Consider the following 14,239-nt stretch of genomic DNA (forward strand, 5'->3'; position numbering starts at 1 on the left):
ATAGCTTCAATACTATGATAATGGGACTGGTGAAGGTTGTCAAGTAGTTTTTTTGTTTCTGTTGGGTAGCTTTTTTCACTGTCGTCTTCTGTCCTTTGTGTAGTGGAATTGGTATCATGATTGACTTTACCCTCAAAATTTGTTAAAATCTAGTTAATTTGGTATTCATAGATATAATATGTTAGGTACCACAGAAAAGGACACTTACCTTACCAAACTCAAAGCTGGTGGAAGGTTTGCTATTTACGCTTTTGGTATACATCTGGCAGCTACATTTACCATTGGCTGTTTAGGGTTAATAATAGGATCTCCTCTACTGACCTTTCCACTTGCTATGCTCATCTCCAATCCCATAGTTTGGATTTTAATGGGGGTAGCTCTTGCAGTGACATACAAATTGGCTATTGAACCTTTGTTTCGCTGGGTCAAAGGCTATGTTAGCGGAAAAGGAGCAGATAAAGATAGTGGCTTTGGCAGCGAACTCGATCCAGAGAACAGTAGTTATGTAAGCTCTAATGATTCTTTAGATAGTGGCTTGGGTGGTAAATTTCGTGAAAATCTGGATACTCTTGTGCATCAGACAAATGGAGGAAATTATACTTACTGGCTACAACAGCATGATATTGCTCACATTGCAAGAGTTAAATATGGGTATTCAGAGGATTCTGCAGACGGTGTATTCTTCTGTATTCCCGGCAATCTAGAAACTTTGAATGAAAGACTAATAGAATACAAAAATAGGGTAGAGCAGGAAAGTCGAGAAGTAACGTTCACTTCTGTAGTAAACCTAGGAAACCGTCATTGGACTACATTAGTTGTTGCGTACAATTTAGGTAGTAAACAATTTAGAGCTTATTACTGTGATTCTTTTGGTGCTGACTTACCAAGTCCTGGTAGTCAACGTAAGAACATAGAATGTGCGAGTGAAATTAAAGGGTTGATTCCCCCTCTCACTAAGCAGTTTCGTGAATTAAACGAGCGAGGAAGAAAAGAAATGGGTCAAGACGTCCAAAAAACAGCGCAAACGTGCCGGGACAAGAAAAATGAATTAGTTAATGTTCCAATAAACACTGATAGTATAGTAAGTGCACTGGAAGCAGCTTTGGGAATAGGAAGTGATAACATGAGAAGCTCCGAAACTAAGCAGCAAAACGATGGCTGCAATTGTGGTGTATTTGCATTAGAAAATGCTAGCAAAATCACACAAATGCTCAGCGGAGGCAAGTCATTTGATGAAATTGGCAAAGAGTTATCAGAATATAAATTTGATCTGAATGAAAAAAGAAAAGAGTTTGCAGAAGCACTCATGAATGATGAAAAATGGAAGGAAGATCTAGAAAACGGGCTTTTATTTGATCTTTCGCCAAGAACGGCAACATCTCTTACCTCAGGAGTAAAGAATGTGCAGCCTTGTAACACTATATAGTTGTACTTAGCCCTATGCCCCTCCACATAGGAAATCTAACGATCGATTCTCCGGTAATCTTAGCGCCAATGTCTGGAGTGACTGATTATCCGTTTAGAAGTATTGTGAAGAAGCTCGGTGCAAGTTTGTTAGTCTCAGAAATGATCGCAAGCAGAGCTATGATTTTGCAAACTCGTCAGAGTATACAAAAAGCAAAAGTTGATGAGTTGACCGCTGTGCAACTCGCTGGGTGCGAGCCCGATGTTATGGCAGAGGCCGCAAAATTAAACGAGGATATGGGTGCAAAAATCATAGATATAAACTTTGGTTGCCCAGTTAAAAAAGTTGTAAACGGTTATGCAGGGTCAGCGCTAATGCGCGATGAAAAAAAGGCCGCTGAGATAATTGAAGCTGTAGTCAAGGCAGTTAATGTGCCAGTTACGGTGAAAATGCGTACTGGATGGAACGACGAAAATCGCAACGCTCCACTTTTAGCGAAAATCGCAGAGGATCTTGGAGCAAAAATGATCACTGTGCACGGAAGAACAAGGGCACAGCTTTATAATGGTCAAGCAGATTGGAAATTCGTTAGGAATGTCAAAGAGCAAGTAAAAATTCCAGTGATGGTAAATGGTGACATTAAAAATTTGAATGACATTCAAAATGCGCTCAAAGAATCTGGAGCAGACGGAGTGATGATAGGTCGTGGCGCTTATGGCAAACCCTGGTTGATTAATCAAGCAATGAACTTTCTAAATGGAGGTGAAATTTCCGAGCCAACAGCTTCAGAGAAATTAAACATCATACTTGAACACTACGACAATATTCTTGAGTATTACGGAAACGATACGGGGATAAAAATGGCCCGCAAACACATAGGCTGGTATAGTAGTGGGGTTAAAAACTCATCTGAATTTCGTGTGAGAGTAAACAACATGACAGACAGCATGGAAGTAAAAGAGAATATAGTTAGCTTTTTTAATCAAGGAGATTAGACTATCTAATAATCTGAAAAGGATATTTCTTCCTGCGGACACAAGCTAATACTATAATCAACAGGTTTACAAGAACTAAATTATCACTATCCTATAATTAACCAATAATCAACTTTTGCGTTTATGAATAAAAGCTTGTCCACTAAAGTAATCGTTGTCATTTTAGCTTGTTTATTAATCTTTATGGGAGTTGGCAACCTTCTATCAGATGACAGTAAAAAGGAGGAAATAGCTAAAGTTGGAAAGGAAGTTATAACACTCGATGAGTATAAATCGCTATATCAAAATTACGGAAAGCAAATTTTTGGATCTAATGTTAGTGAAGAACAAGTGAAAAGACTGAAATACGATTTACTTAATGCACTCATAGAGCAAAAACTATTGTTTAACCTGATGAGTGATCTGGGGTTGGTAGTTGGAGAAGAGTCTATAAAGGACCATGTTAAAAATACTAAATACTTTCAAAACGATAAAGGTGAGTTTGATAAAGGGAAATTTCATGAGACGCTAAGCGCTCTGCATATGACAGAAGGAGAATATACAGCAAAGCTAGAGAAAATTCTGCCTGCAATGATGTTTGTAACTTCACTGTTTAGAGATAATTATCCAGTGACTTTTGGCGAGAAAATTGATGAGCAGATATACAGAAATCGCCACCAAACCAGAGTAGTTGATATTGTTAAAATAACTAAAGATGCAGTTACAAATGTTCCCAAGCCAGATAATCAAACTTTACTTGACTTATATGAAAAAAATAAATCCCATTTTTATTATCCTGAATATCGAACTGCACAGTATATTTCTTTAGGCCAAAAATATTTTGAAGATCAAGTTCAGATTTCAGATGAAGAGGTTGATGATATAATAGAACAACAGAAACTTAAGGATCAAAGGGATATATTTAACCTAATATTTCATTCTAAAGAGAAAGCCGAGGCAGCAAGAAAAGCATTTGAAGAAGGCAACGTAAGTTTTGAACAGGTAGCAGAAGAGTTTGGTAAAACAAAACTTGAAGAAACCAGAATGAATAATATAACCAAGGATTTTCTACCAGAGGGTATAGGAGAAAAGGTATTTGCTCTCAAGGCAGGTGAAGTGAGCGAAGTTTTAGCAAGCAGTTTCGGTTGGCACATAATAAAAGTGGAAAGTATACATCAAATTTCTAGCGAAAACTTAACTGATTTAAAAAAGGACGTGAGATCAGTTTTAATCAACCGAAAGTCTTTTGAAAAAGTCAACGATTTCATAAATCAAGCAAATTATAAGATATACAATGGTGCAACGATTGAGGAAATATCCAGTGAGTACAATTTACCTGTACAAACCATTGGTCCAGTAGATGCAAGTGGAAGGGATCAAAGTGGTAATAGTGTAGAAAGTTCTAATGATTTGATTTCTTTTATCTTTTCTCGAAAAAAAGACCAGAAAAGTTATTTTAAAGGCATTGAAGATGCCGTTGTCGGTATAAAGATCACCGATATTATCCCGCCTAAACTACAAAGTTTTGAAGAAGGTAAGACATCAGTAGAAGACCTTTGGCGTGATGGGTTTATAAAAGAACAAATGTTTAAGATTGGACAAAAAATTGTAGCTCAACTAAAAGAGAAAACAGGTTTAGAAAAAATTCAAGGTGTAGAATTAATTAAAGATCAGCAGATACACCGCAATGAAGCAGACCGACAAAATTACCTTTTTTCTTTTATAGAAGAGATTTTTAATATGAAGACAACTGACTCGGTAACAGACCCCATTCAATATAATAATGAAGTGATAATAGGCGTTCTAAAAGAGATGTATTCGTCAAGTGGTAAATTAAACACATTTGATACTGGAAAACGCGTGATGATATCGCTAAAAGAGCAATTAATCAGCTACCTAGAATCAAAATATAAGGTTGAAGTTAACCACGATATGCTTGATGATATATAGCCATAGAACCTGTTTTACCTCGAACGCATGATGTTATTCCAGTTTCGACTACTTGGATGACAAGAAAGGGGGTGCATAATAGAAGAAGTAATGCTGTGTCACTGCAAAATTTGGCATTAACCGATAATAGTTGAGGTCAAAGATTCGGGACTTTCTTTTGCTCTCTTTATCCCAATCATTCCATAAAAAAATTACTTTACATATCCAGTAACTTAATTATAATAGCAATAGAAGGAGTTTAAAGCTCTATGAAAAGGGTTGTTATTATAGATTAATTTAAGGAGGTTTATATGAATAACAAGGCTCAGCATGTAAAAGATTTAATATTTACAGCAGGATTAGGTGCTGTGCTAGGAGGGCTTATAGGTTTAGGGCTGAGCTTTACAGCTTTGTCACCCTTAGTTATAGGTGGAATTATTGGTTCTATGTTGCCAATACTCCCTACAGTTTTTACTGCTTTGCCCAGTGCGGTTACTGTGCCGGTCCTCTTTGGAAGTGAAAATGGAGGTAAAGAAGCTATTAAAGCTAGTATAATGTACTTCGGCACACTAACAGCTATCAGTGTCGGGATTGGAGTAGGTCTTGCTGCAGCTATAGTTTCTATTTTTCCTGGTGCAATGCTTGGAATGCAATCATTAGCTTTAATAGGTGCAGCAATAGGAGCAATAACACCAGTTATAGCGGTTCCTGTAATGAACCACGCTATAGTGCCAGTAGCTGAAAAAGTGGACAAGAACATTATATCGCCTATGTTTGAAAAGGTTTTTTCTTCAAAAGAGCAAGAGAGAGCAGTTTAAGCTAACCAAGCAAGGTTTCTGCTATTTTAGTGTGTAGCGCATAGCTGCACACACATTGTAATTTGGGGGTGCCTTTCGCCAGTAATGCTGAATTGAAGGAAAGGCTCGGTTTAAACTCAAAGAATTCATTTCTATCAAGCTCAAAAGAACAAACCAAAGAGCAAAAGGAACATTGCCTTGATATTAGTAAATTAAGTGATTATATAAAGTCTATGTTAATGTAAGGAGGTCTAGCATGAGTGACATTATCCGTTCAAACAAAAGTGGCAATCGTGAAGATTTCAACTTGGGAGGGCTACAAAAAGCTGTTGACGACATGTTTAATAGCTTCTTCACAGGTTGGGGTCCAGAGCTCACCAGAAGAGATAATATACTACCAACTTGCGACTTCTATGAAACTGAGGAAAATTACTGCCTGTCTATGGAGTTGCCAGGTATTCCAAAAGAGGATGTAGATATTAGTGTGTCTGGTGATAGCTTGATAGTAAAAGGTGAAAAAAAGTACGATAATGAGTCGAAAGAAAAGCGATACTACCATCGAGAAAGATATTATGGCTTTTTTTATAGGTCAATCCAATTTCCACCTAACGCAGATGTAGATAAAATATTTGCCAAGTTTTCAAACGGAGTATTGCATGTAAGCATACCTAAATCTGAAAAGCATACTAAAAAGATTGATATAAAGTAATTGAACAGATAGCAGGCTCTTAGCTTGAGCCTGCTATAGTAGAATTGATTCTTGTAGGTTGCTATGCTTACCAGTTTTGTACAACAAGTTTTTCCCCCTTAACTAAAGACTTTCAACAACCCACTCTGTAAAATTCACAGGACCCATTAAAATATTTTTTTACATTTCATTATATATTCCTCAACATATTATCTTTCAATACTAATAATTATGGCTTTATTGATAGTTGAGTCGCCTGCGAAGGCAAAAACGATAGGCAAGTATCTAAGTAAAGAGTTCAAGGTAGCTGCATCTTTTGGACATGTGAGAGATCTGCCAGTAAAAAACGGTTCTGTTGATCCAGATAATGATTTTGCTATAAAATATGAGATTATTGAGAAGGCAGAGAAATATGTAAAAGAGCTAGCAAAGGAAGCAAGTAAAACATCAGACATATACCTTGCAACAGACCCAGATAGGGAAGGAGAAGCAATAGCTTGGAATGTGGTAGAGGCACTAAAGGAAAGGAAGGCAATCAATGATAAAAGTCACATTTATAGAGTAGTCTTTAATGAGATAACAAAAAGGGCAGTGCAAGAAGCTATAAAAAATCCCCGTGAAATAAATATGGACTTAGTGCGTGCGCAGCAAGCACGCAGAGCTTTAGATTACTTGGTCGGATTTAATTTGTCGCCACTGCTATGGACAAAATTGTCAGGAAGCAAGTCTGCAGGACGAGTGCAGTCTGTTGCACTGAAGCTCATATGCGAGCGGGAAGATGAAATTAGTAAATTTATAACACAGGAGTATTGGAACATAAAGGCAGAGATGCAGAATAGCAAAGACGAAACGTTTTTTGCTATGCTCAGCCACTATGACAATAAAAAGCTAGAAAAATTTGATATTAAGAATGAAGAGGAAGCAAAGAACTTAGTTGGGGAAATTAAGTCAAGGCAATATGCTGTAAGCGCAGTAGAACGCAAGCAAGTTAAGAGAAACCCGCTTCCCCCATTTATTACTTCAAGTCTTCAACAAGATGCAGTGAATAAGCTTTACTTGAATGTAAAAAATGTTATGCGCATAGCGCAAAACCTATATGAAGGTATTGATATTGGTGGTGAAACTGTCGGGTTGATAACTTACATGCGTACAGATGGGTTTTATATTGCGGATGAGGCTATAAACTCAATCAGAGAGTCAATTAAATCATTATATGGTGATAAATATTTACCAAAATCTCCTCGTCAATATGTAAAAAAGGTCAAAAATGCTCAGGAAGCGCATGAAGCAATTCGTCCAACTGATATAAATAGAACACCAGATAGTATCAAGGACTATTTAACGCCAGAACAATTTAAATTGTATGATCTGATTTGGAAAAGAACCATCGCAAGTCAGATGGAATCAGCGATCCTTGATCAAGTGGTGGTTGAAATTAGTTCTACTGATCGGAAGGTAATCCTACGAGCAAGTGGGTCGAGCATATTTTTTGATGGGTTCTATAAAGTTTATAGAGATAATGCAGATGATGAAGATGAAGGCATGCTACCTGTCATGAAAGAAGGTGAAGTGTGCAAACTGATCTCCGTTGATCCAAAACAGCATTTTACTCAACCGCCACCACGTTATAGTGAAGCAAGCATTGTTAAAAAAATGGAGGAAATTGGCATAGGCCGTCCATCAACTTATGCAGCAATTATTTCAGTGTTGCAAGACCGTGAGTACGTTACACTGGATAATAAAAGATTTATTCCAAGCAGCCGTGGTAAGATCGTTACCATATTTCTAGAAACCTTTTTTCAGCGTTGTATAGAGTATAATTTCACAGCACAAATGGAAGAAAAGCTTGATTTAATCTCAAATGGACGTGCGGATTGGAAAAAAGAACTAGGCTATTTTTGGGTGCCATTTTTTAATCTTGTAAACTCCGTCAAGAAAATGACGCATGATGAGATTTTTAGCGGCATTCACAGTTTGGTAGTCGATTGGTTTTGTTCAGAAGAAGGAAAGGAAGAAATAGGCAAAAAATGTCCTAATTGTTCTGATGGCATATTGAAATTGAACTTTGGAAAAGCCGGAGTGTTTCTTGGGTGTTCTAACTACCCTGCATGCAACCATACAAAGGAAATTACAGGCAGTAATGACAACTCAGAATACCCAAAAAGTTTGGGTATAGGCGATGTGACAGGGCAAGAGGTGATAATCAAAAAAGGTCCTTTTGGGCTTTATCTGGAGTTCAATAACGAGTCGAAAAAGAAAAAAACGGTTTCCATACCAAAAGATATAAATGTTAATGATATTGATCTGAATACCGCTACTCAGTTACTTTCCTTGCCGAAAGTGATTGGAGAACACCCAGAAACCGGGAAGGAAGTAAAAATAGGCCTTGGAAGATTTGGGTACTATATTTTCTATGGTGGTAAATACTTTTCCCTTAAGAAAAGCTCCAAGGAGGTATTGAACACGCAATTAGATGAAGCTGTGCAAATTATTGCAAAAAGCCCACGTAAAGAACTAAAATCCCTCGGTTTTAATGACAAGGGAAAAGAAGTTTTCATCTGCAACGGTAGATATGGATTCTATATAAAATGCGGTAAAACAAATGTTGCCTTGGGCAAAAGTGCAGATATTGAGAGTATAGACCTGAAAAAAGCTTTAGAGTTAATTAAGAATAAAAAATAAATGCTTAAAAGATATCTTGCAACTCTTCTGTAAATGCAATATGTTGAGCTTTATAAAAATACTTGTCAATTGTTAGTGTATATGGAGGTAAAATTATGTTAAATGATACCAGAGGTTATGATGTATATGAAACTTTAAGAAGACATTGTGAAAATAAGAATGAGCGGACAGACTATGAGCGTCTAATAGGCGAGCATGCAGACGTTAATGCCAAGGATGGTCAAGGAAGAACTGCATTACATTATGCTGCTTATTTCAATAACACTGATATGGTTGAACTTCTTCTCGACGCAGGAGCTAAAACTAATATAAAAGATAATAGTGGTAAAAAACCGCTTTCTTTTGCTAAGAATAAGGAAATAATTGATTTATTGAAAGGCCTACCAGCTAGATGCCTTTCCAATGTTATGGTCAGCTGTCTTTTAGCCTTCCTTCCCGCTTTTTGCGAAGGATGATCTTTATTATATAATTAACATAAAGAGCCATATAAGATTGCTTCTACTGTTGCTATGAGAAAATTGCTTGTTCTTGCTAACTCCTTAGTCAGAGATGATAGCTGAGGGATATGTCTATTTCTACTCTTTTCTTTGTTGACTAATCCATAGTTGGGGTTATAAAAGCCACACAGGACTATAAATGGTGAATCAGCATTGCTTTAAAGAGGGTACCCATGTTTTCAGTTAACCTTAGGAATTCACCAAAAATCCTATTTTTTTGTTCATCACTTGCATTTTTCATCAAAGCCTGCGTTCTTTCTTTTATACCAAAAAAATATAAAAATTCTCTTTGAGTTAAAATCTCGCAATCTACGTATTCCAATGAATCTCTTAACGCTTGAAAATTCACAAGTGCAGTAATATCGCTATTACCAACATTTTCAAGAAAATTGGCATACTTGTGTTGCTTTACCGATTGCAGAGTGCTCTTATATTCAGAATATACGTAGCCATAATCTATGATCAAAGCAGCTCCTTTGTTATTGTACACCTTTTCCTCAAGTCTTTTTAATATTTCAATTCCAGCTGGACATACTTCCACTACTGCGCCATCAAAAAGTTTTTTGTTTGTCATCTGAGTAGCTGATACTGGGATACACAATTCCTTTTTCTGGATCCCAGTGTCAGCTACCTTAGATGACAAGGAAGGGGGAGATGGCAAGAAAGGGGCACAGGGATCTTTTTTCTGGACCCCAGTGTCAGCTACTTTGGATGACACACCGTTATCTTGCTTTACTATTCTATTTTCACACCATTCTCCGTTACGATACACAAATTGGTCTATTGGAAGAGCATCGAAGAACTCATTTGCTAGAAAAATAGTTGGTCGCTTTGGCAGGCTATCGATATTTTTGTGCCAGTTAATATCTAAACCCTTTAATTTTTCCTTTTGTATCTCCTGCAGAGCAGGACTTATTTCAACTAGGTGGATCGACATTGAATCAAAAAAGTCATTGTATTTTCTAGTGACTCTTATTATATCGTGGATGAGTGTTCCTTTGCCTGGCCCGAGTTCAACCAGAGAAAATTTTGATGGCTTTCCTAACTTTTCCCATGTATGCATTACCCACACTGCAATTATTTCACCGAACAATTGACTGATTTCAGGTGCTGTAATAAAGTCACCATCCTTGCCAAGTGGTAATTTACTCATATAATAGCCGTACTCTTTATGGTATAGAGCGGCATTCATGAAATCACTGATTGATATTGACCCTTGGTTTTTATCAATTAACTTGTGTATATAAGTGAGCATTATTAATAAATGTTTAACTATAGCATGTCATGATATAAAGTATTAGAATATTTATATGTATAGTATAAACTTGAGAACTTATGGATAATAGTGCTTCAGCTATGGACGAACAAGATACCACCCTTATACATCAAAATGATAGTATTGAATACAAATTTGAAGAGGTTATCAAGTTTGTAGAAAATAAGGTTATAAGTGCTGATGGGTTGACTTTAGCAGAGGTATTTCAAGCTCTAGTTCAAATGTTAAATGGTGATCTAGAATTAGTAAAAAAAGTGCTGGCATATGCTAATATTATGGCAAAGCATGGAATGAAGGTAGCAAAAGAATCACAATTAAGCAGAGCTGATGTTCTTCGAGCTCTAGAAGGCAAAGAGAATGTTGTCAGCAGGCAAGATTTCATAAAGAAACCACCTTCTACACCTGCTGTAAAACCAACCAAAAAGAAAAGTAGAGGTCTTTAGATGGCTGATTCCATAAAAAAATTTACTGTACAATGTGACTTCAAGGGACAAAGCTCGCCTTTTGCGATATACATAGGAAATCCAAAAAGCGACACTCATCCGATTCATCATCAAGATTCCTGGCTTGTAAAAGAGCGTGGAGGCAATATCCCAAGTAAAGTAAAAGAAAGCTTGCAGAAATTATACAAATTGTCTCAGGAAAATGGAGTTTCTTTCCCAGAGCTATGTGCATATGCCATTACTATAGTTAATAATGATAAAAAAAATGACAACAAGAAATAGATCCCTTGCATTTCTGCCATAATGCAGGGGACCTAGCTTAGTTTCTCAATATTTCATTTATGGAAGTTTTCGATCTTGTATTTTCATCCACTTTTTTTATTATAACTGTGCAATAGGTTGAGATATTATTTTTAGATGGGATAGATCCTGGTACCACTACAGAATAAGGCGGCACTTCGCCATAAAGTACCTTATTTGTTTCTCTATCAATAATTTTTGTTGATGCTCCAATAAAAACTCCCATGCCTAAAACCGCTCCTTCTCTTATTATAACACCTTCAGCTATCTCGCTGCGCGCTCCGATGAAGCAATTATCCTCTATAATAACTGGAGAAGCTTGAATAGGCTCTAAAACTCCCCCGATTCCCACTCCTCCGGAAATATGGCAGTTCTTGCCTATTTGTGCACAGCTACCAATCGTTGACCAAGTATCTATCATTGTGCCTGAACCAATATACACACCAACATTGACAAAGCTTGGCATCAGAACAACATTTGTACCTATATAGGCAGATTGACGGACAAAACACCCAGGAACTGCTCGAATTTTTGACTGGCGAAACCTTTCTTCATTCCATCCATCAAACTTATTGTTGATCTTATCACACCACCAATTGTTATTGCCTATTATTTTGCTCCCTTCAGCGAGAAAATGTAATAATATCGCCTGCTTTATCCATGTATGCACTACCCACTTTCCACCTGACAGCTTTTCTGCCACTCTAATTCTGCCACTGTCTAAGAGCTTAATTACCTCTCTAATTATCACTTTTGCTGCTTTTTTTACGCTGCGATCGCCAAGCTCATGCCTGTTTTTCCAGATATTTTCCACATCACTTTGTACTTTTTCTAGTTGCAGGTATTCCATTTATTATATATTGACAATAAGTTTATAGTTTTGTATAATTTGAACTTGTTACTACTCATTTGTAAGCACTGTGAAAATACAATGCAACAATTGTACTAAAACTTACTTAGTATCCTCTGAGCAAATAGGCAAGCTTGGAAGGAAAGTAAAGTGTACAAACTGCAACCATACATGGCATGAATACTTACAAGAATCAGACGAGCTGCACACTACAGATATACAAGAAAAGAAAGTTGGCGGAAAGAGTTTTTTAGTGTTTGCCACTTTAGCTTTTGCTGTAGTATCAGGACTGTGTATCGCAATAGCTAATCCTAGAGAAATGGACAAGGTATACAAAACGATCGGTTCGTATAAGAATTCAATAAGCTATAAATTAGGGTATAAGAAAAAGCCAACCGATAGCCCGAATATAAAAAGGCTTGCAGCGAGTAAATTTTATCAAGACTATCTTTTCCTAACTAATTTAAGATCTAGTTAATGTGACCTTAGCTCTCTTGTATTATGGCGGAAAGAAGATTATATAATAGATAAATATTTCTTGTATTCCAGCCTGGGTTAGTTTATCCTTTAAGTAAGAGTTACCTAGGGGGCATAGCTCAGTTGGTAGAGCATCTGTTTTGCACGCAGAAGGTCAGCGGTTCGACCCCGCTTGCCTCCACCATATAATATTTCACAAAACCCGCTACAATAGTTCACTTTATAGCTCAAACAACCTTCTAATACTAAACCTTAACGGACAAGTTAAAAAAAATCGCTTTTTGCCTAGAGGTTTAGCAAATTTGTGATGCGTTTATTTGCCTTCACAATGACGAGGTTGGTATCAGAAAAAGTTTCCCCTTATTCCTTTAACCTTGTAACGATGTTCTCTCTGCCGATAAAAATTAATAGTTTAGCGAGTTCTGGACCTGTTTTTGTCCCTGTTAGGGCTAGACGTAGCTGCATAAACAAGTCTTTTGCCTTTATATCTACTTTCTGTTGAATAGCTTTGACCCACTCTGACAATGTGTTCTCATTACAATCACCTTGAGGTAATGCATTGAGAGCAACTTTTGCAAATTCCCTGTAGAGAATTACAGGTTCTATATTGGACTTACATATCTGCCACCACTTAGCTACCTCAGAAAATCTTTCTATATTGCTTCTTATAAAATACCAAAACTCCGAAGAGTTCACTCCAGTTTGACTTAAACGCTCTTCCACCATTGCAAATGACATTTGTTGTAGGACTTTGCTATTTAGCTTATACACTTCACTTAAGCTAAACTGTGCGGATGCTGAGCTAAATTTTTCAATGCCAAATGAGTCAATTAAAGACTGGATACTAACATGGGCTTCGATAGGGTCTGAAGTTCCAAGTTTTGTCAAATAACTAGCCAGTGCCATTGGTTCAATTTCATCTTCTTTGATGGATTTGATATCCAATCCACCTTTGCGTTTTGATATTTTGCTATCATCAAAATGTAGCAGAGGAAGATGAGCAAACGTCTGAATTTTCGCTTTTAATGCTTGAATCATTTGTATCTGCACTGCGGTGTTAGTTACATGATCTTCCCCGCGTACAACATGGGTTACATTAAAGTCAATATCATCAATAACAGAAGGTAACATGTATGTGTAAATTCCATCTTCTCTTTTTACTATGGGATCACTAACGTGACTTGCTGCAATGTTTATTTCACCTTTAACTTCATCATTCCAGTTAACAACTTCGTTTCTATCCAACCTAAATCTAAAATGTGGTTTTCGTCCTTCCTGTTCATAACGAATTTTCTCTTGCTCAGTGAGAAATAATGCGCTCCTGTCATATACCGGTGGTAGTCCCTGTTTTAACTGCAATTTGCGTTTAATATCTAACTCTTCTCTTGTTTCATAGCACACATAAATATGTCCTTCTTTTATTAACTGCGAAAACACCTCATTGTAGCGCTCAAAACGCTCTGATTGCTTAAAGTTTGAATCCCAATCTATACCAACCCATCTCAAGTCTTGTATGATGCTGTCTATGTATTTAACATCTGAGCGCTGAAGGTCAGTATCGTCGAAACGAAGTAGAAACTTTCCATTTTGACTACGTGCGTACATCCAGCAAATGAGTGCAGTGCGGACGTTTCCTACATGAAGGTAGCCAGTTGGGCTTGGAGCGAATCTTGTTAACATCCAATTTATGGTTCTGATTTGTTCTAATTTTATATAAATATATGGCCAAAGCAAGCAAAGCAGTTGCGCAACACTAGGTAGCATAGAAAAACCTCTTGGCAAATTCCTCCAGTTCCCCAAAACTGTACGAACATTGTGAGTGTCATGCCAGCGTCACGCGCACAACTGTACGAACATTAATTATGAAAAAGAAAAAAGATAATAATCGTAGATTTTGTCTGGATTTCCACCACAGTATTCA

The 14,239-nt window shown here is 37.0% G+C and carries 13 protein-coding genes and 1 tRNA gene; 11 read left to right on the forward strand and 3 right to left on the reverse strand.

Annotated elements, in window-relative coordinates; all coding sequences use genetic code 11:
• Positions 1-178: 178 nt before the first annotated feature.
• From DM84_RS00945 to DM84_RS00975, 7 genes are all read left to right on the forward strand, one after another.
• On the forward strand, positions 179-1,426 hold the full coding sequence (locus DM84_RS00945) for a hypothetical protein (protein WP_250777695.1): 1,248 nt from the start codon (positions 179-181) through the stop codon (positions 1,424-1,426).
• 14 nt (positions 1,427-1,440) lie between these two features.
• The gene (dusB, locus tag DM84_RS00950; RefSeq protein WP_250777698.1) at positions 1,441-2,400 is read left to right on the forward strand and encodes a tRNA dihydrouridine synthase DusB; all 960 of its coding nucleotides are present in this window, start codon (positions 1,441-1,443) and stop codon (positions 2,398-2,400) included.
• A gap of 123 nt (positions 2,401-2,523) precedes the next feature.
• On the forward strand, positions 2,524-4,329 hold the full coding sequence (locus DM84_RS00955; RefSeq protein WP_250777701.1) for a peptidylprolyl isomerase: 1,806 nt from the start codon (positions 2,524-2,526) through the stop codon (positions 4,327-4,329).
• A gap of 290 nt (positions 4,330-4,619) precedes the next feature.
• Positions 4,620-5,126, forward strand: coding sequence for a hypothetical protein (locus DM84_RS00960; protein WP_250777704.1), 507 nt, complete (start codon positions 4,620-4,622; stop codon positions 5,124-5,126).
• 235 nt (positions 5,127-5,361) lie between these two features.
• Entirely contained in the window at positions 5,362-5,814 is a 453-nt protein-coding gene (locus tag DM84_RS00965) for an Hsp20/alpha crystallin family protein (protein ID WP_250777706.1), read from the forward strand.
• Between the two features lie 210 nt (positions 5,815-6,024).
• Positions 6,025-8,475: a type I DNA topoisomerase gene (gene topA / locus DM84_RS00970; RefSeq protein ID WP_250777709.1), complete on the forward strand. Its 2,451-nt coding sequence runs from the start codon at positions 6,025-6,027 to the stop codon at positions 8,473-8,475.
• Between the two features lie 95 nt (positions 8,476-8,570).
• Positions 8,571-8,930: an ankyrin repeat domain-containing protein gene (locus DM84_RS00975; protein ID WP_250777712.1), complete on the forward strand. Its 360-nt coding sequence runs from the start codon at positions 8,571-8,573 to the stop codon at positions 8,928-8,930.
• 175 nt (positions 8,931-9,105) lie between these two features.
• Here DM84_RS00975 and DM84_RS00980 read toward each other — a convergent pair whose 3' ends face one another.
• Positions 9,106-10,227, reverse strand: coding sequence for a class I SAM-dependent methyltransferase (locus DM84_RS00980; RefSeq protein WP_250777716.1), 1,122 nt, complete (start codon positions 10,225-10,227; stop codon positions 9,106-9,108).
• Positions 10,228-10,307: 80 nt separating this feature from the next.
• On the opposite strand from DM84_RS00980, the gene DM84_RS00985 reads away from it, so the two are divergent.
• Both DM84_RS00985 and DM84_RS00990 read left to right on the forward strand, forming a co-directional pair.
• The gene (locus DM84_RS00985) at positions 10,308-10,691 is read left to right on the forward strand and encodes a hypothetical protein (RefSeq protein ID WP_250777720.1); all 384 of its coding nucleotides are present in this window, start codon (positions 10,308-10,310) and stop codon (positions 10,689-10,691) included.
• Entirely contained in the window at positions 10,692-10,973 is a 282-nt protein-coding gene (locus tag DM84_RS00990; protein WP_250777723.1) for a DUF2610 domain-containing protein, read from the forward strand.
• A 37-nt stretch (positions 10,974-11,010) separates the two neighbouring features.
• Here the strand turns inward: DM84_RS00990 and dapD are convergent, their stop codons facing one another.
• Complete coding sequence (gene dapD / locus DM84_RS00995) at positions 11,011-11,841, reverse strand: 2,3,4,5-tetrahydropyridine-2,6-dicarboxylate N-succinyltransferase (RefSeq protein ID WP_250777725.1); 831 nt, start codon at positions 11,839-11,841, stop codon at positions 11,011-11,013.
• A gap of 70 nt (positions 11,842-11,911) precedes the next feature.
• Between dapD and DM84_RS01000 the strand changes: the two genes are divergently transcribed.
• Both DM84_RS01000 and DM84_RS01005 read left to right on the forward strand, forming a co-directional pair.
• Positions 11,912-12,319, forward strand: coding sequence for a zinc-ribbon domain-containing protein (locus DM84_RS01000; protein ID WP_250777728.1), 408 nt, complete (start codon positions 11,912-11,914; stop codon positions 12,317-12,319).
• 107 nt (positions 12,320-12,426) lie between these two features.
• Positions 12,427-12,502: transfer RNA gene (locus DM84_RS01005), tRNA-Ala, on the forward strand.
• Positions 12,503-12,678: 176 nt separating this feature from the next.
• On the opposite strand, the gene gltX is transcribed toward DM84_RS01005, so the two are convergent.
• Positions 12,679-13,998 (reverse strand): glutamate--tRNA ligase, encoded by a 1,320-nt coding sequence (gene gltX / locus DM84_RS01010; RefSeq protein WP_250777730.1) that lies wholly within the window; start codon positions 13,996-13,998, stop codon positions 12,679-12,681.
• Positions 13,999-14,239 lie beyond the last annotated feature (241 nt).

It is taken from the genome of Wolbachia pipientis, from assembly GCF_023661085.1.
In the GTDB taxonomy this organism is placed as follows: Bacteria; Pseudomonadota; Alphaproteobacteria; order Rickettsiales; family Anaplasmataceae; genus Wolbachia.